This is a genomic window from Flavobacterium sp. (assembly GCF_046155325.1).
In the GTDB taxonomy this organism is placed as follows: Bacteria; Bacteroidota; Bacteroidia; order Flavobacteriales; family Flavobacteriaceae; genus Flavobacterium.
This window is the reverse complement of record NZ_JBJXDQ010000013.1, coordinates 13,089-31,421: the sequence shown is the minus strand read 5'-3', so window position 1 is coordinate 31,421 and position 18,333 is coordinate 13,089. Positions and strand designations below refer to the sequence as shown.

Sequence of the window (18,333 nt, the reverse complement as noted above, 5' to 3'; positions counted from 1 at the left end):
TGATTTGTAATTAATAGTTTGTTATTTTAATAATTCGATTTCAAATATAATTGTGGTGTTAGGAGGAATCACTCCACCTGCTCCAGCTTCGCCATATCCCAGTTTTGACGGTATAATAATAACAGCTTTATCCCCAAAAGATAATTTTTCAATTCCTTCAATAAAACCAGGAATCATGCCTTGTTTATTACCTGCCACAAAAGGAATAGGTTGGTATCCGTTTTGTGCTGCTCTATTAGGATCATATTTTCCAAAATCTTTTGATACTTTTTCTATGCTAGAATCAAATAAACTACCATTCTCTAAAAACCCTGCATAATCAATATTTACATTAGAACCATTTTCTGGTTTTTCCCCTCTAGCTTTCTTCGTAATATAGTATTGAAGTCCCGAAGCTGTTTTGGTTGATTTTGTTTTGATGCTTTCAAAATAAGCAGCTTTTTCATCGCGAATAAGTTTATATTTTGCATCTAAAAGTGTTGCTTCTGCCATTATTTTTTTTTGGTTTTCAGACTCCACCTTGAAATAATTGCGAAAAGTCCCCAAGGCGTCGAATTTTTTAGCAGCTTCTCCATTTCTAATTATAGTTATTTTCTTGATATAATCATCCTGTTCTATTAGGTTTACAGCTTCCATGCCTTTTTCAACAACATGACCAAAAATGGTGTGTTTAACATCTAGCCATGGTGTTTCGAGATGAGTAATAAAAAACTGACTACTGTTGGTTGCAGGACCACTATTAGCCATTGCTAATACTCCTCCTTTATCAAAACGAAAATCGTTTATTTCATCTTTAAATTTATAACCTGTATCTCCCGATCCAGTGCCTAATGGATCTCCAGTTTGTATCATAAAATCTTTTATAACACGATGAAATTTTAAGCCATCATAAAAAGGTTTATTTTTCAGGTTTTCATCAGTGATGAATTCGTTATTGCCCTCAGCCAAGCTTACAAAATTAGCAACAGTAATAGGTGCTTTTTCATACTCTAATTGAACTATTATAATCCCTTTGTTTGTTTCTATTTTTGCATACAAACCATCAGGTAGATTGTCGCTATCATCTCTACAACCTAGGAAAAATGTAAATATCATTAAAGCAAATAAAATGTTCTTTTTCATTTTTTTATTAATTTAAACTGTCGGTATTTTTTAATTGAATTTCCTTATTGATTTTTTTTTCGGGAGCAAAACTATGAAGTTTTACGGTACAAATTAAGGGTTGATTGGTTCCTATTTTTTTATTATCTCCATGAAAACCATATGCAGCGTGCGATGGAAAGAGAAAAATTACTTTCTCTGATTTATGCATGAGTTTGATTCCTTCGCGTAAACCAGTCATTATATTTTGTTTGTCAACTAAATAGGTTTGCGTATTAAGTTCTGCTTCAGAATAAATAATTTCTCCTTTCAAATCTTTTATTTCGTAGTTAAAAATGGCGACATCTCCTCTTTTAGGACAGAGACTATCAAGCTTGTTTTGAGTTTTGTAAGTATACCAAAATCCTTTTTTAGAAGTATAATATTTATTTTTAGGCTGACTTTTGATAATTGAATCAATTCTTTCTTCTTCAGTCGAGATGAGTTTTTTGTTTCTTTCAATAGATTTTTTCATGAAACTTCCTGATGCTTGCGAAATTGGTCTTCGCGCTTCTTGATCTTGTTTGCAAGAAATAAAAATTGATAATAATAAAATAACGAAGTATTTTAAGCTTTTTTTTATCATCAGTTAAATTTTTAAAGTAGGTATTAATTCTTCAAATTTTCGGATGGTTTCTTCCATCGAAACCTCTGATTTTCCTCCAGCAGCATTGCGATGCCCACCACCATTAAAATAGTCTCTAGCAAATTGATTAACATCAAAATCACCTTGTGATCGAAATGAAATTTTAATGATTTTGTCTTCTTTGTTTTCTATAAAAATAGCCGAAAAGTCTATTCCTTTAATACTTAATCCATAATTAACAATTCCTTCTGTATCGCCTTTTACATAGTTAAAGCAGTCCAATTCGTCTTGGGTTAAGGTTGTATATGATGTTTTGTTAGTATAAAATATTTTCATGTTTTGGAGTGCTTTGCCCAATAATTGGAGACTTCCAAAGGAACTGTTGTCAAAAAGTAGGTTTGGAATTTCAGTATTTTCGACCCCTAAATCTATTAAATCAGCCACAATTCTATGGGTGTTTCCGGTAGTTTTCGGAAAACGAAACGAACCTGAATCTGTCAAAATTCCAGTATAAATACAAGTCCCAATTGTTTTATCAATTTCTGATTTTTTGCCAAGTGCAGCAATGAAATTATAAACCATTTCGCAGGTTGAACCATAAGCTACATCCGAAAAGCTTATTAAAGCATACTCATCAGGTGATTGATGATGATCGATCATCACAAAAGGGGCAGTAAGGGTATTGAGAACATTTTCCATTTCACCTACCCGATGTAAAGCATTGAAATCGAGTGTAAAAACAAGCTCTGCTTCATGAAGTAATTGAGTACAACTTATTTTGTCTTTTTCGTATATTTTAATGGTTTCTGAACCGGGCATCCATGCCAAAAAATCAGGATATTCGTTAGGAGAAATCACTGTCGGAAAATGATTGTTTTTAAGTAAAAAATGATACAATCCAAGAGTAGAACCCATTGCATCTCCATCAGGATTTCGGTGCGGTATGATGGCAATTTTTTTTGGAGCGGACAACAATTGCTGTATTACCTGTATATTTTTTTCTCTCATAGATTGCGAATTTACATTTTTTTGCTGTAAAGTTCGAAACATTTAAAGATTTAACAAACTTTTACAACTCTATAAATCTGTTAGGTTTTTTCTTTTTAAACGCTGGTACAAATGGTATTTTGTTCCTTTTACTATTTGAGACTGGTATATGCCTACTGAACCCGAGAAAAAATAAGCAAGTGTACAAGCAACCACTATAAATAGTCCACTTTCTAGTCCAAAAAGTTCGATTCCCATTACGCTACAGGCAATTGGTGTGTGAGTAGCTCCCGAAAATACGGCTACAAATCCCAATCCAGCCAAAAGGGCAATTGGCAAAGGAACAAATAGCGATAAAGCACTGCCTAAGGTGGCGCCAATAAAAAAAAGTGGTGTTACCTCGCCACCTTTAAACCCTGCACCAAGTGTAAAACCAGTAAATAGAATTTTCAGTAAGAAATCTTGCCAAGGGTTAGGAGTAGTAAAAGATTCAATGATTGTCGGAATTCCTAAACCAATATATTTTGTAGTGCCAATATAGTAAATGACAATAACTAATATAAGTCCTCCTAAAAAGGGCCGAATTGGGGCAAAAGCGATAGTTTTTGAAAATAATTGTCCCCATAAATGGGTAGTTCTAGAAAATAACATCGCGGTTAAACCAAATAAAATTCCAACCAAAACGACCCAGCCCAAATTGTTTACAGTAATTTCTGGAACAATAGGGATGTGATAATGTGTATGTTTTACTTGCCAAAAAGCAACAGTGTAATAAGCAATATAGGCAATTAAAAAAGATAAAATTACACTTTTAAGTCTTGTTTTACTACCTCTTAAAACTTCTAGAGCAAACAAAGCACCTGCCAGTGGTGTGCCGAAAACAGAAGCAAATCCAGCACTAATTCCTAGAACGAGTAATGTCTTTCTTTCGGATGTATTGAGTTTGAAAAATTTCGTGAATTGGTCGGCAATTGCTCCTCCCATTTGTACTGCTGTTCCTTCACGTCCAGCCGAACCCCCAAAAAGATGAGTAATTAAAGTTCCTAAAAGAACTAATGGTGCCATTTTGAACGGAATAGTTTTTTGTGGATTTTCGTACTCCTCTAATAATATATTATTGCCTTTTACCACTTCTTTGCCAAGATAATGATATAGAAACCCTATACCGAGACCACCTAGTGGTAAAAACCAAATTATGAAATGGTTATGTTCTCTGATTTGGGTGACTTGTTCAAGGGCCACTAAAAAAAAAGCCGAAGCAGAACCTGAAAAAAAACCTATCAAAACACAAATGAGAATCCATTTGGCTATGAAAAGGGTGTTTTTTTTAAGGTTCATTTCGGAAATATAAGAATTGAGTTTTATGAGCCACGAATTCACGAATTTTTTCTTGAATAAAGTTTAAAATTCGTGAATTCGTGGCAATAATTTTGGAATAATTGTATTTATTATTCAGCTATAATAGCAGTAAACTCTATTTCGACCATATATTCAGGAGCTACTAATTTGCTTACTTCATAAAAACCAGTAGTTGGTTTAATGTCCTTAAAAAACCCAGCGTGGGCTGTAGCTACAGCTTCAAAAGTGCTCACATCGGTAACAAATATCCGGGTGCGAATCACATCTTTCATTCCCGCATTAAGTTCTTCGAGTACTTTTTCTATTCTTTCTAGAATGTTTAGGGTTTGCGCATGTGCATCGTTGGCTTTTACTTTATCGCCATCTACAATCGCTACGGTTCCTGATACTTCTATAAAATTGCCTATGCGGACAGCACGACAATAGCCCATTTTGTCTTCCCATGGAGAACCTGTTAAGATGTTTTGTCTTTTCATTTTAATTCTGATATTGATTTTAAAGGAGTTAAGGATTAACTCGAAAATTATTTTAAGTTCGCAATTTATAAAAATACCAAGGAAATTGAATCACAATTCAAATTATTTTGCAATTGTTAAATTCTAATGCTAAAACTTAATTTTATTTTAAGTTATTTTTGTGAATCTTGCCGTGTATTTCAATTATTTTTGAATTTTATGCTTGATTGCACCATAATCAAACTTAGTTTAAATTTACAAGAATTACATTTTTTGGCAGTCAAAACTTTAAATTAATTTGACTTCTTACAGGAATGAACAAATAACAATTTTCGAGTTTAATGAAACAATTCTTTTTATTATTAGTATTAGTATTAAGTTCAAATGTTTTTGGACAGGTTGAATTTAGTGCTAAACCAATAAAATTCAATCCTTTAAAAGTAAAGCCTAAGAAAGAAGTTGTGCCACAAACCAAAGTCTCGAAATTTGATGTCCCAAAAATTGTAGCACCTAATATTTTCAAGGAAACCAATATTTTTGGTACCAAACCCAAGGAGAATAAAGACTTTACCATAGGTGTACCTGAACCAAATTTTTCATTAATTCCTAAGGTTATTTTTACGCACAAATTAGGCGATGTTTATCAGGATAAAATGCAAAAGGATTTGGATAATACGCTACATGAAAATGATGTTTCTTTAGTAAGAGAGGATAAATATTTTGGCGAATTTAAAACCAAGTCTAAATTTTACATTGTTAAATACCGCGATTTTATTGCTGTAGATGGTGATTTAGTTCGTGTATATCAAAACGACAAAGTCATTATGAACGCCATAGCAATGGATAGTTTTTATAATGAGTTTAAAATCAATCTGGTGGAAGGAATTAATAAAATAGAATTTGTTGCCATGAATACGGGAACTTCTGGAGGAAATACAGCGGAGTTTCAAATCTATGATGACCAAGGCAATCTTTTTAACTCCTATTATTGGGATAACTTAGCAACAGGGTTTAAAGGTAAACTGATAATTATTAAAGAATAATTTTTAGACTATTTTAAAATTTTAAAATTTTCCAAAAATCAATTTTTCAATCCCAATTATAAAAAGTATTTTTGCGCCATGCAACACAACGTACTTATTTTAGATTTCGGATCGCAATACACTCAACTTATTGCACGAAGAGTTCGCGAATTAAATATTTTCTGCGAAATTTTTCCCTACAATCATTTTCCGAGTGATTTATCCAGTTACAAAGCGGTAATTATGGGCGGAAGCCCTTTCTCTGTTCGCGGAGAAGATGCGCCACACCCTGATTTATCTCAAATTAGAGGAAAACTTCCTTTGCTTGCCGTATGTTACGGAGCGCAATATCTTGCTCATTTTAGTGGTGGAGAAGTAGCGGCTTCTAATACAAGAGAATATGGTAGAGCCAATTTATCCTTTATAAAAGAAAACGAAATTTTCTTTGAGGGTGTTTCAGAGAATAGTCAAGTTTGGATGAGTCATAGCGATAGTATTAAGGCATTACCAGCTCAGGGTGTTAAATTAGCCAGTACTCACGATGTTGAATTTGCAGCTTATAAAATTGAGGGAGAAACAACCTATGCTATTCAATACCATCCCGAAGTATTTCATTCGACAGATGGATCCAAAATGCTAGAGAATTTCTTAGTAAAAATTGCCGATGTTCCCCAAAATTTTACACCAGGTGCTTTCGTTGAAGAAATTGTTGCCGAAATGAAAGAAAAAATTGGTAATGACAAAGTAGTTCTTGGACTTTCTGGTGGTGTAGATTCGACAGTAGCAGCAGTTTTATTACACAAAGCCATTGGTGAAAATTTGTATTGCATTTTCGTAAACAATGGTTTATTGCGCAAAAATGAGTTTCAATCTGTTTTAGATCAATATGAAGGAATGGGATTAAACGTAAAAGGAGTTGATGCTTCTCAACGTTTTTATGATGCCTTGGCTGGAGTTACTGACCCTGAGTTAAAAAGAAAAGCCATCGGTAATGCCTTCATCGAAGTTTTTGATGCAGAATCACATCTAATAGAAGATGTAACCTGGTTAGCTCAAGGAACTATTTATCCTGACGTTATTGAATCAGTATCGGTCAAAGGCCCTTCGGCAACCATCAAATCACATCATAATGTGGGTGGTTTGCCTGATTATATGAAATTGAAAATTGTGGAACCTTTACGCATGCTTTTTAAAGATGAAGTGCGTAGAGTAGGAGCAACATTAGGAATAGATCCTGAATTATTAGGAAGACATCCTTTTCCAGGTCCTGGATTATCGATTCGAATTTTAGGTGATATAACATTAGAAAAAGTGCAAATTTTACAAGATGTAGATAAGGTATTCATCGACGGATTAAAATCTTGGGGATTATACGATAAGGTATGGCAGGCGGGAGCAATATTACTTCCTGTAAATAGTGTAGGAGTTATGGGCGATGAGCGAACTTACGAAAAAGTAGTAGCGCTTCGTGCAGTTCAATCGACTGATGGTATGACAGCTGATTGGGTACATTTACCTTATGAATTTTTGATGAAGATCTCAAATGACATTATTAATAAAGTAAAAGGAGTAAACCGTGTAGTATATGATATTAGCTCCAAACCACCTGCAACTATTGAGTGGGAGTAAAAATGTATTTTAAATAATATGCAAAAATCAATTTCAATAGCGATTATGAAATTGATTTTTGTATTTTTAATGACTTTTTAAAAATTGATTTTACACTATTTCCTAATTAATGATTGATAAGATGAAAAAAAGCTTGTTTTATTTTCTAGTGCTACTAGAGGCTAGTTCGCTATTTGCACAAATTCAAGACAAGGCTCTAGTAAAGGAACAATATAGTGTTAACCAATTAAAACCTTATGTTACGTTAACCAATAATAGTGAGTTTAGTAAAAGAAAAAAACTAGCAATTTTACTGCCTTTTAATTTAGTTGTGATTGATGCTGACACCATCAATACGTTACCGATGCGTTTGAAAAAAGATAAATTTCTAAATATGACATTAGACTTTTATTCAGGAGCATTGATAGCGATAGATTCTGCAAAAATAATTGGTATTCCAGTAGACGTTTCTGTTTTTGATTCACAAGAATCAAAACTTACTTCTAATGTTTTGAATGTAATTATTAAAAATGAACTTCAAGATTCTGATGCTATCATTGGTCCTTTTTATCAAAATAATATTGAAAATGCCTCTGATTTGCTAATTGGGCAAAATGTTCCAATTATCTCTCCACTTTCAAAAGATTTAGGAAATCCTTTTCCTAATTTATATAAATCAATACCTTCTAATGAAACTTTAAAATCAGCTATGTTTGATTTTATGCTTAAAAAAGAAGGCAATATTATAGCAGTTGTTGATAAGAAAAAAGAATCAGCAAGACAATATTTGCAACTATTTCAAAAAAATGTACGCTTTGCTGCCCTCAATGAAAACGGCAGTTTGTCGGTGGAAAGTCTCAAAAGTTTATTTGTGAAAGGAAAAATAAACTACGTGGTTTTAGAAACCAGTAATACAGGAATGATTAAATGGACCATGCAAACCATGATTAATGCTATGGCCAATTATAAAGTGCAATTGGTGATTTTAGAACCTAACGAAACCTTAGATACGGATGAAATTAATTTTGATAACTTGACGAAATTAAATTTAATGTATCCCTCTATTACTCGTGAAAATGATTCTTATGGCGCTCAAATTTTCGTAAAAGAATATAAGAAAAAAAATAAAATTGAACCCACAAATTATGCCTATCGTGGCTTTGATTTGACTTTTGATACCTTGATGCGTTTAGCGCAAGATAACAAATATCAAGAAACTGCGGATTCATATGCAACAGAACAAATAATCAATCGTTTTGAATATTATAAAAATGAAGTAGGCAGTTATATTAATAATGGTATATATATATTATATTATGATACCGATTTTCAAATAAAAGAAGCAAGATAATGACATCAAAAGTAACTTATCTAGGAGATTTAAGAACATCATCCATCCATTTGCAATCTGGTTCAGAAATCATATCTGATGCGCCATTAGATAATAACGGTAAAGGAGAAGCTTTTTCACCAACAGATACTGTAGCCAATGCTTTGGCAAGTTGTATGATGACTGTAATGGGAATCAAGGCAAGAGATTTGAATGTTGATTTCGTAGGTTCGACAGCTGCAGTTAGCAAAATCATGCAAGCTGAACCAAGGAGAATTAGTAGTATCGAAATTGTTTTTTACATGAATATTATTACTGACGATAAAACAAAAACAATACTCGAAAGAACAGCAATGACCTGTCCAGTTTTTTTGAGTTTAAATCCAGATATTGAGAAGAAAATTAGCTTTAATTGGTTGTAAGTCATTACAAGTAACGACTTGTCCGCCATGGCTTAAGCAATATCACATTAGATTTGCAATTTTAGTTTTTAAGTTAGATTGATAAACCCTTAAATTCTTATACTTTTAAACTTTTTCTCCTTGAATCCAGATCAAAAAAAACTCATCAAATTAGCTCATACCAAAATGCCTTTTGGAAAATATGAGGGTAGATATCTTATTGATTTACCAGAATATTATGTTGTTTGGTATAGTAATAAAGGTTTTCCTAAAGGAGAATTAGGGGAGCAATTGCAACTTATTTATGAATTGAAATTGAACGGACTTGAAGAATTAATTAGAAATATCAAAAAGCAGTATCCAAAACCAATCTAGATATCTTTGATTACCTCGTCATACTCTAAATAAAATAGCTCAAGGGCATTCATTTTTTCATAGTAAAAATTAAAAATAGCATCCCAATGATTTTTATTGCTAAAGCCAACTCCTGATTTTTCGACCCAAATCCGGCTGATGGTTTTGCCATTTTCTAAAACAAAGTTTTTTTCAAAAACCAAATCTTTAATAAATTCTTCTTCTAAAATGGTTTTTAAAGATTCCAATTTTTCAAAATAACCAATTCGTTTTTCATCATTGCGATTTTCAATGTCAACGAGTACTTGTGCTTTTTTATTATCAACATAAAATTTAAAAGAAAAATCCTTGATTTTAGTATCGTATAAAACCCATTTTCTAGGAAATTTTTCAGCAAATGCTACCCAAAATTCCCGTTTTAATTTTTGAGTTTCTTCTTTGCTATACATCTCTTTGGGTCTGTTTTTGTTTGTAAATTTGTATCTTGTGCAAAAATAGGCTTTGATGTTGAATTTTCAAGAGTTTTTAGAATTTGTTCCAAAATTGGTTGCTGTTTCGCTTCCTGCTACCGAAGCCCATTTTAAAATGGCTCCCTTAGAAAGAATTCAATTTCTAGAAAATTTAGATAAAGAAAGTCTAAAGCCTAAAATTGCTGCAGTACTGATGTTAATCTATCCAAAAGATAATGATTCACATTTAGCGCTTATTGTTAGAAATGCCTACAACGGAGTCCACTCGTCTCAAGTTGCATTTCCTGGGGGTAAACATGAATCTTTTGATTCTAATTTTGAAGCCACAGCTATTCGAGAAACACACGAAGAAATAGGGATTCATCCTGACAAAATGAAGGTTATAAAGTCCTTTACCCATTTGTATATTCCTCCAAGTAATTTTATGGTCTATCCATTTTTGGGAATTTGTAAAGAGGAAATTGAATTCATTCCCGATCCAAAAGAAGTAGTTTCTATTATCGAATTGCCATTGATGGAGCTACTGAGTGATGAGTTAGTGATTAGTACCGAGATTAAAACCTCTTATGCCGAATTGATTAATACACCAGCTTTTAAAATCAAAGACCATATTGTATGGGGGGCTACTGCTATGATGTTGAGTGAGTTGAAAGATGTATTGAAAATAGTAATATGAAATATAAGTTTTTGTAAATTAGCAATCCAATTTTAAATAATTAATAGAATTCAATTCATGGGAATATTTAGAAGAAATCCGTTTGGTCATATTCTTTTTATAAAGAAATTTTTAATTCGAATTTTCGCGGTTTTAACCCACAGGCGCTATCGCGGTTTTAATGATATGCAAATTGAAGGTTCGGAAATAATTAAGAATTTACCAGACACCAATGTTTTATTCATCTCCAATCATCAAACGTATTTTGCCGATGTTGTTGCTATGTTTCATGTTTTTAATGCTAGTTTGAGCGGTCGCCAAGATTCGATAAAAAACGTAGGATATATTTGGCAACCCAAAATGAATATTTATTATGTTGCTGCAAAAGAAACCATGCAAGCAGGATTACTACCAAGAATTCTGTCTTACGTTGGAGCCATTACTGTAGAAAGAACATGGCGTTCCAAGGGGAAAGACGTTATCGAAAAAAGAGAGGTGAACCCCAATGATACAGAAAACATAAAAATAGCATTAGCCGATGGATGGGTAATTACATTTCCACAAGGAACTACAAAATCTTTTAAACCGGTTCGTAAAGGAACAGCTCATATCATTAAGCAACATAGGCCAATTGTAGTGCCAATTGTAATTGATGGCTTTCGTAGGTCGTTTGATAAAAAAGGGCTTCGCCCAAAAAAGAAGGGGATTTTGCAATCGTTTATAATCAAAGAACCCCTAGTAATAGATTATGATAACGAAACTATAGAAGAAATAGTCGAAAAAGTGGAGTATGCTATTGAGCAACATTCATCTTTTCTAAAAGTAATTCCTGCCGAGGTGATTGAAGCCCAAGAGGCACTTAATACTTTAAGAAAGTGGGAGTATTAAAAAATGTACAAAGGGTTTAAAATTCTTTATTCTTCCATCTTTTTTAACTCCTTGTAATTTGCATATAATTTTCGGAGTAAAATTCCGTAAAGCAGTCTGTAAAACAACCAAAATAATCCAAATATTACCCCAATAGTAACTAGAATCAAAGCAACAAAAAGCAAGATATTTACGTTATTAATAGTAAAATCATCTTTTAAAATTAAGGATTTATTATTATTCACAATACCAATATAAAACCCAATAATCATACTGATAACAACAATAATCAGATTATACAAAACATAATATTGAACCGTTTTTCGTGTTTTTAAAATAGAATTCATTAATTTTTTTGTAGAAACTGTAGTAGAAATGGCAACATAATTTTTGTAAAATAAAACAATAAAAATGATTGTTATTGCATAATTAAAATAATTGAAAATTTCAAAAAACAATTGAAATCTCATGTTTTTTATATAGTCATCGGTATTCCAAACAATGCTAATCGTGGTCCATAGCAAAATTTCCAAAACACTAATAATAAATATACGCTTTACGATTGAAGACGATTTTTGATGCAGCATTTTGTATAATTCTACTTCTTGAATAGAGGGATATATATCCTCATTCTTTTGCCAATCTTTTTTAAGTAAATCCAACTCTTTCATAATGTTTTAAGGTTTTACTATTTTTTTTAATTTTCCTTTTATTCTATTCATTTTCACCCTTGCATTTATTTCGCTAATCCCTAATGTTTCAGATATTTCTCGATAATCCTTGTCTTCGAGATACATATAAACTAAGGCTTTTTCTATATCATTGAGTTGAAAAACAGCTTGATACATTAGTTTTAATTGATCTTCTTCTTCTTGATTGTAGTCCTCTTGACTAATATAAAAAGAATGTTTTTCATAGTCAGTTGTTTTTACGGTTCGGGTACTTTTTCGATATAAGGTAATAGCCGTATTTAATGCCACACGATAAGCCCAAGTGGAGAATTTACTATCGCCACGAAACTTTGGGAAAGCCTTCCATAATTGAATTGTAATTTCTTGAAACAAGTCTTTATGCGCATCAGCATCATTAGTATATAACCTACAAATCTTGTGGATTATATTCTGATTCGTCTTTAATTGCTGCACAAAAGATTGCTCTAGATTTTCGCTCATATTTAAGTTAGTGGACAAAAAATTGATTTTGTTACAAAGAAAGTCATTTTAATCAGGAGCACAAACCTATTGCATTTCAATCAGCAGTCGTCCCGCTTTTCGCTATATCTTTTATAAAGCATTCAGCCTTCAAAAGGCTAAAAGCTTTATAAAAGGATGCCGCTGCAATCGGGGCTATTTCATAACTTTTATTCTTATAATAAACTTCCCTTGAAAATAGGAGTTTTAATTTTTAAAAATTCAAAACTTATATTTCCTTAAATTCCTTATATGTTTCAAAAACATTTAACTTCGTACCTTTGTAAATCAACACTTTACTATGAACATTCCAAAATCTAAAAACCCAAGAATAGTCATCATTGGTGGTGGATTTGCAGGAATTGCATTAGCCAAACAACTCAGAAATAAAAAAGTTCAAGTAGTACTGCTCGACAAACACAATTACCACACTTTTCAACCGCTTTTGTACCAAGTTGCCACAGGCGGACTCGAAGCAGGTTCCATTGCTTATCCTATTCGAAAAGTTTTTCAAGAATACCATGATTTTTATTTTCGATTAACTTCTGTAAGAGAAATTGATTCTCAAAATAAAAAAGTCATTACCGAAATTGGCGATTTGAGTTATGATTATCTCGTGATTGCTACGGGTTCTAAAACCAATTATTTTGGCAACAAAGAAATCGAACGCAATGCGATGGCAATGAAAACCATTCCGCAATCACTCAATATTCGAAGTCTGATTCTCGAAAATTTTGAGCAAGCAGTTTTGACAAAAGACAACACCGAAAAAAATAGTTTAATCAATTTTGTCCTTGTGGGTGGTGGGCCAACAGGGGTAGAGCTTGCTGGTGCACTTGCCGAAATGAAAAAGGAAATATTACAAAAAGATTATCCTGATCTAGACATCGCAAAAATGGGAATACATCTCATACAAGCAGGTGATCGAATATTGGATTCAATGAGTGAAAAATCATCTCAGGAAGCCGAAAAATTTCTTAAAAAATTAGGCGTTACCATTTGGAAAAACCTCCGAGTTACCAATTATGATGGACGTACCATAACCACAAATTCTGATTTAACTTTTGATACTGCCACAGTTATTTGGACAGCAGGAGTACAAGGGGCTCTAGTTGCAGGATTGGACGGAAATTCATTAATAGAAAAAATAAAACGTATTCGAGTAAACGAGTTCAATCAAGTAAAAGGTTATGATACCGTTTTTGCTATGGGCGATATTGCTATGATGGAATCAGAAGAGTATCCTTTGGGGCACCCTATGATGGCACAACCCGCTATGCAACAAGGCAAACTACTAGGCGAAAATTTAATTAAATTAATCAAAAAGCAACCCATGAAGCCTTTCGAATACCATGACAAAGGGTCTATGGCAACTATAGGTCGAAACAAAGCGGTGGTCGATTTACATAAATTCCATTTTAGTGGTGTTTTTGCATGGTTTGTTTGGATGTTTGTACATTTATTTTTTCTCATTGGATTCAGAAACCGAGCCGTAGTTTTCTTAAATTGGGTGTACAATTACATTCGTTTTGACCGGGAAGGACGATTGATTATTCGTCCTTTTAAAAAGAAAATTTTTGTTACATTTACAAGTGATGAAGTATAGATTTCAGAGTGAAGATTAAATGTAACTATTCAGCCACTATTAAAAAGCTATAATTTAATGTCAAAAAAACACAGATTTCACAGATTCCACAGATTATGTATGTAATAATTACACTAATTTGTGTTGTTTTTTGATTGTGAAGCAATAAATTCATGTAATTCGCAAAAATTTCGACAAAAAAATCTGTGAAATCTGTGTCAAATTTTTATTAGGGCTGAATAGTTACGATTAAAGATTTGGTGATTGTAAATGCAAAATTTTATATTTTATGTGGTTTATCACTTCTTAAATCAAAAATCGTTAATCAAAAATCAAAAATCTTTTCCTTTATAATAATTAACCATTAAATTCACAAACTTACTGTAACTATCTATACCGTCTTCTTGCTGATTCATTTTCAAAAATTGATCATAAAAAGCATGAAAACCTTTGTCGATAAAGCTATCGTATTGTTCCCAAAACAAATCACTTTCTTCGTAGTTTGCTAAAATGCCAGGATTTATTTGGGTTTTCAAAAGTTTAAATTTCACTTCATCTATTCTACCAATATTTGCCATACAATACCGCAACGCATTGGCATAAGCCGAATATTTAAAATACAAATCTTCGTTTTTTATACAAGCCAAGAAACCTATAAAATTGCATTCGCTTTCGCTGGCATAACCTATTTGATGCGCCATTTCATGACAAACTATATTAGGAAAACCATACATAGGCAACTTTTTATTGACTTGCGCTTCATTGGTAAACGGATTCAAATATCCGCCAAATCCCATATAAGTTAAAGGTAAGCTTAAAAGTGATTTCTTAATACTTGGCGTTTTGTATTCAAAAAAAGGATATTCATGCGCTAACTTGTTATAACCGTTTTGAGTCATCCTGAATATCGAATCCTGCGAATACGGATTACTAACTTTCTTGTTTTTATGTTGCGTGATTTCTAGTTGAACTGCGTTAGTTTTTGCAATTAGCCTTTCGGTAAATGCAATTAAATCGGCATCCGTATATTCCCGTTGAATGTTCATTTTCTCAAAAAGTGGCACACGATAATAATTCAATCCCCAAAGAATATGAAACAAAAAATAGAGAACAGATAAAAAACCAGTTATTTTCAATAGTCTGTCTTTCCAAGAAATCTTCCTCCAAGATCTTCTAGTTTTCCAAATAGAAATTAATATGTAAATAATCACAATTCCGTAAAGAAGATCTCCAACCGATAACGGAATTTTACCAAATACAGTTCGTGAAGTTTTAGAAATAAAAACATACAACCCGTTGCTGTAAAAACGCTCCACAACTTCAGGAAAAAAAACTATTATTTTCAGAAAAATAATTTGAAATACTAAAAATAGTGGGAGAATGTATTTGCGTTTCACAGTTTTTATTTTGAAATGTAAATATAATCACAATATCAATTCGTAAAGAAATTAAACTTTGTAACTTTGGGTCAAAAATAAAACTATAAATCAAGCTTCATTTTTTATGAATTTTCTAAAAAAAATATGTAAAAATCTGTAAAAACTGTGGTGGAAAAATAAATAAAATGAGTCAAGAAATAAGAAATTTAGAACCTAAAGCACTTTGGAATAAATTTGCCGATTTAAATGCGGTTCCAAGACCTTCAAAAAGAGAAGATCGCGTTATTCAATTCATGAAAGACTTTGGAAATTCGCTAGGATTAGAAACCTTTGAAGACGAAATTCGAAATGTAATTATCCGTAAACCTGCAACTCCAGGAATGGAAACTCGTAAACCAATTGTGCTTCAAGGGCATTTAGATATGGTACATCAAAAAAACGGGGATACTGTTTTTGATTTTGATAAACAAGGAATCGATATGTATGTCGATGAAGATTGGGTACGTGCTCGCGGTACAACATTAGGTGCAGATAATGGGCTAGGAGTAGCCATGATTATGGCTATTTTAGAAAGTAAAGATATAGCACATCCAGCTATTGAAGCCTTGTTTACCATTGATGAAGAAACTGGAATGACAGGTGCCTTGAACCTAAAAGGAGGTGTTTTGAAAGGAGAAATACTTTTGAATATGGATACTGAAGAAGATGATGAGATTGATATAGGCTGTGCTGGAGGAATTGATGTTTCAGCAACTAGAAGTTATACAGAAGAAGAAACTCCTGAAAATTCTGTAGGCTATACAATTACGGTAAAAGGTCTAAATGGTGGACATTCAGGTATTGATATTCATAAAGGTTTGGGCAATGCCAATAAAATAATGAATCGTTTATTATTTGATGCATTTGAGAATTTTGGTTTGCAAGTGTCTGAAATTAATGGTGGAAGTTTGCGAAATGCTATTCCGAGAGAAAGTATTGCAAAAGTTGTTGTAGCTAATATGTATGATGAGGCATTTGTTTTTGATATGCAAGAAATTATCAGAGATATTAAAGATGAATTTAAAACTACAGAACCTAATTTAATTATAGAAATCGTTAAATCTGATTTGCAAAAAAAAGTAATGGATTTAGGTGTTCAGGAAGGAATTATAAGAGCGATTTATGCAGCACAAAATGGTGTCTACAGAATGTCAGCCGATATGGAAAATCTTGTTGAAACTTCAAATAATATAGCGCGAGTTATCATTAAAGAGGGCGAAATTATAATTGGTTGTTTAACTAGATCATCAGTTGAAACATCTAAATTTGATTTAGCAAATTCTTTACGTTCTGCCTTTGAATTAGTAGGTTGTGAAGTTGTTTTTTCAGGTGCTTATCCAGGATGGACACCCAATGTAAAATCTGAAATATTAGATGTTCTGACTGAAATTTATGAAAAACAAAATGGTGAAAAAGCCAAAGTTGTTGCTTGTCATGCAGGCTTAGAATGTGGAATACTTGGAGTAAATTACCCTGATATGGATATGATTTCGTTTGGCCCCACTATTCGCGGTGCTCATAGTCCTGATGAAAGAGCTTCCATAAAATCATCTCAAAAGTTCTATAAATTTGTACTCGAAATTTTAGAGAATATTCCTGAAAAATAGAAATCAGTTCACAGATAGCAGATTTCAGTTTCGTTGACTAACGAATATTGAAATCTGCTATCTGCTATCTGTGAACTAATCTCTTTTTGGACTATTTTTCTTTTCTCTTTTCTCTTCCTTCTTTTCCTTGGCGGTTTTTAAAGGTTCTTTTTTTACGGTTTTCTTAGCGTCTTGACTTTTTGCCATAATAGGTATATTTTAATGATTTGCTTAAAATTATTATTTTAGGTAAATGTACTTTATTTTTGATAGTTAAAGAACAAATTATTTTTTTGTTGTTTTATTAAATTAATGATTTTAAAATTTCTTTATTGGAGGTTTTATCAAAGTTAAAAATACCTCAAAATAGAAATTTAAAACAATTTTGAATTGTTATTTCTTTGTTTCAAAACCAATTTCTATAAATATCTTAAAAAAAAACACTAGTAAATTATTTCAAAAACCCTCAAAAACCCCCAATCCAAATAAAGCAAAGTCATATTTTACAGGGTCATTTGGGTCAAATTTTCGTAAATTTAAATCTAATTCTACTAGAGCTTTCTCGTCGTTTTGTTTTCGAGTTAGCAAACCTAGTTTTCGGGCAACATTTCCAGAATGAACATCAAGCGGGCAGGATAGGAGTGAAGGCGAAATACTTTTCCAAATTCCTAAATCTACTCCTTTATTATCTTGGCGGCACATCCATCTCAGGTACATATTTATACGTTTTGCAGCGGAACCATTCATCGGGTCTGAAATGTGTTTATGAGTTCTGTTTTGATTCGGGATTTGAAACAATTTTTCGTCCTGATCTTTATTGGGAGTCGTTTCAAAAAAAACTTTCTTAAATTCTGAAATGCTTTTTTGCATTGAATCTTTTTCTTGATGTCGTGCAAAAACGGCTTCTAATCCACCGTGATTTTTGTAAATATGTTGTAAACTTAGAATAAAGCAGACAAAATCTTGTCCGTTGAAAGTACGATGAACAAAGGATTCGAGTCGTTCTAAATCTTTTTCTGAATGAGACATTACAAAATCGTATGGTGAATTTCCCATTAAATTCATCATTCTATACCCATTCTTGATTATCATTTTGCGATTCCCCCAAGCTATAGTTGCACTCAAAAAACCAGCAATTTCTATATCTTGCTTTTGAGAAAACAAATGCGGAATTTGTACAGGATCACTTTCGATAAAATCAACTGTATTGTATTGTATAACTTTTTCGTCAAGGAAATATTTGAGTTCTAAAAAATTCATTTTGCTAGTAGTTTAAAGCCGTTTGTTGTTTCAAGGAAACTTTAATATCTGAAACTTTAA

The 18,333-nt window shown here is 32.3% G+C and carries 19 protein-coding genes; 9 read left to right on the top strand and 10 right to left on the bottom strand.

What is annotated here, in order from left to right:
* Positions 1–21 precede the first annotated feature (21 nt).
* From ACKVOD_RS01355 to ACKVOD_RS01335, 5 genes are all read right to left on the bottom strand, one after another.
* The gene (locus ACKVOD_RS01355; RefSeq protein WP_409207687.1) at positions 22–1,122 is read right to left on the bottom strand and encodes a peptidylprolyl isomerase; all 1,101 of its coding nucleotides are present in this window, start codon (positions 1,120–1,122) and stop codon (positions 22–24) included.
* A gap of 7 nt (positions 1,123–1,129) precedes the next feature.
* Positions 1,130–1,726 (bottom strand): gliding motility-associated peptidyl-prolyl isomerase GldI, encoded by a 597-nt coding sequence (gldI, locus tag ACKVOD_RS01350; RefSeq protein WP_409207686.1) that lies wholly within the window; start codon positions 1,724–1,726, stop codon positions 1,130–1,132.
* A 3-nt stretch (positions 1,727–1,729) separates the two neighbouring features.
* Positions 1,730–2,734, bottom strand: a complete 1,005-nt coding sequence (locus tag ACKVOD_RS01345) for a DHH family phosphoesterase (protein ID WP_409207685.1) — start codon at positions 2,732–2,734, stop codon at positions 1,730–1,732.
* A gap of 69 nt (positions 2,735–2,803) precedes the next feature.
* Positions 2,804–4,051, bottom strand: a complete 1,248-nt coding sequence (locus ACKVOD_RS01340; RefSeq protein WP_409207684.1) for a voltage-gated chloride channel family protein — start codon at positions 4,049–4,051, stop codon at positions 2,804–2,806.
* Positions 4,052–4,161: 110 nt separating this feature from the next.
* Positions 4,162–4,548, bottom strand: a complete 387-nt coding sequence (locus ACKVOD_RS01335) for a RidA family protein (protein ID WP_409207683.1) — start codon at positions 4,546–4,548, stop codon at positions 4,162–4,164.
* Positions 4,549–4,868: 320 nt separating this feature from the next.
* On the opposite strand from ACKVOD_RS01335, the gene ACKVOD_RS01330 reads away from it, so the two are divergent.
* The 5 genes from ACKVOD_RS01330 (at position 4,869) to ACKVOD_RS01310 (ending at position 9,263) form a co-directional block, all read left to right on the top strand.
* On the top strand, positions 4,869–5,570 hold the full coding sequence (locus ACKVOD_RS01330; RefSeq protein WP_409207682.1) for a hypothetical protein: 702 nt from the start codon (positions 4,869–4,871) through the stop codon (positions 5,568–5,570).
* Between the two features lie 78 nt (positions 5,571–5,648).
* Positions 5,649–7,178, top strand: a complete 1,530-nt coding sequence (gene guaA / locus ACKVOD_RS01325; RefSeq protein ID WP_409207681.1) for a glutamine-hydrolyzing GMP synthase — start codon at positions 5,649–5,651, stop codon at positions 7,176–7,178.
* A gap of 121 nt (positions 7,179–7,299) precedes the next feature.
* On the top strand, positions 7,300–8,508 hold the full coding sequence (locus ACKVOD_RS01320) for an ABC transporter substrate-binding protein (protein WP_409207680.1): 1,209 nt from the start codon (positions 7,300–7,302) through the stop codon (positions 8,506–8,508).
* Positions 8,508–8,909, top strand: coding sequence for an OsmC family protein (locus tag ACKVOD_RS01315; protein ID WP_409207679.1), 402 nt, complete (start codon positions 8,508–8,510; stop codon positions 8,907–8,909). The genes ACKVOD_RS01320 and ACKVOD_RS01315 overlap by 1 nt, the downstream gene beginning before the upstream one ends.
* A gap of 120 nt (positions 8,910–9,029) precedes the next feature.
* Positions 9,030–9,263: a DUF3820 family protein gene (locus tag ACKVOD_RS01310; RefSeq protein WP_409207678.1), complete on the top strand. Its 234-nt coding sequence runs from the start codon at positions 9,030–9,032 to the stop codon at positions 9,261–9,263.
* Here ACKVOD_RS01310 and ACKVOD_RS01305 read toward each other — a convergent pair.
* Positions 9,260–9,691, bottom strand: a complete 432-nt coding sequence (locus ACKVOD_RS01305; protein ID WP_409207677.1) for a DUF4268 domain-containing protein — start codon at positions 9,689–9,691, stop codon at positions 9,260–9,262. The genes ACKVOD_RS01310 and ACKVOD_RS01305 overlap by 4 nt on opposite strands.
* A gap of 55 nt (positions 9,692–9,746) precedes the next feature.
* On the opposite strand from ACKVOD_RS01305, the gene ACKVOD_RS01300 reads away from it, so the two are divergent.
* Together ACKVOD_RS01300 and ACKVOD_RS01295 are read left to right on the top strand one after the other, a co-directional pair.
* Positions 9,747–10,388, top strand: a complete 642-nt coding sequence (locus ACKVOD_RS01300; protein WP_409207676.1) for an NUDIX hydrolase — start codon at positions 9,747–9,749, stop codon at positions 10,386–10,388.
* Positions 10,389–10,445: 57 nt separating this feature from the next.
* Positions 10,446–11,255 carry a lysophospholipid acyltransferase family protein gene (locus ACKVOD_RS01295; RefSeq protein ID WP_409207675.1) on the top strand — a complete coding sequence of 270 codons (810 nt, stop codon included), beginning with the start codon at positions 10,446–10,448 and terminating at the stop codon, positions 11,253–11,255.
* A gap of 26 nt (positions 11,256–11,281) precedes the next feature.
* Here the strand turns inward: ACKVOD_RS01295 and ACKVOD_RS01290 are convergent, their stop codons facing one another.
* Both ACKVOD_RS01290 and ACKVOD_RS01285 read right to left on the bottom strand, forming a co-directional pair.
* Positions 11,282–11,905: a hypothetical protein gene (locus ACKVOD_RS01290; RefSeq protein WP_409207674.1), complete on the bottom strand. Its 624-nt coding sequence runs from the start codon at positions 11,903–11,905 to the stop codon at positions 11,282–11,284.
* 6 nt (positions 11,906–11,911) lie between these two features.
* Positions 11,912–12,406: an RNA polymerase sigma factor gene (locus ACKVOD_RS01285; protein WP_409207673.1), complete on the bottom strand. Its 495-nt coding sequence runs from the start codon at positions 12,404–12,406 to the stop codon at positions 11,912–11,914.
* A gap of 319 nt (positions 12,407–12,725) precedes the next feature.
* Between ACKVOD_RS01285 and ACKVOD_RS01280 the strand changes: the two genes are divergently transcribed.
* Complete coding sequence (locus tag ACKVOD_RS01280; RefSeq protein WP_409207672.1) at positions 12,726–14,030, top strand: NAD(P)/FAD-dependent oxidoreductase; 1,305 nt, start codon at positions 12,726–12,728, stop codon at positions 14,028–14,030.
* A gap of 311 nt (positions 14,031–14,341) precedes the next feature.
* Here ACKVOD_RS01280 and ACKVOD_RS01275 read toward each other — a convergent pair whose 3' ends face one another.
* Positions 14,342–15,406, bottom strand: a complete 1,065-nt coding sequence (locus ACKVOD_RS01275) for a DUF3810 domain-containing protein (RefSeq protein ID WP_409207671.1) — start codon at positions 15,404–15,406, stop codon at positions 14,342–14,344.
* Between the two features lie 167 nt (positions 15,407–15,573).
* On the opposite strand from ACKVOD_RS01275, the gene ACKVOD_RS01270 reads away from it, so the two are divergent.
* A complete protein-coding gene (locus ACKVOD_RS01270; RefSeq protein ID WP_409207670.1) occupies positions 15,574–17,034 on the top strand; it encodes an aminoacyl-histidine dipeptidase in 1,461 nt (486 codons plus the stop codon).
* A gap of 435 nt (positions 17,035–17,469) precedes the next feature.
* Here the strand turns inward: ACKVOD_RS01270 and ACKVOD_RS01265 are convergent, their stop codons facing one another.
* Complete coding sequence (locus ACKVOD_RS01265) at positions 17,470–18,273, bottom strand: TIGR02757 family protein (protein WP_409207669.1); 804 nt, start codon at positions 18,271–18,273, stop codon at positions 17,470–17,472.
* Positions 18,274–18,333 lie beyond the last annotated feature (60 nt).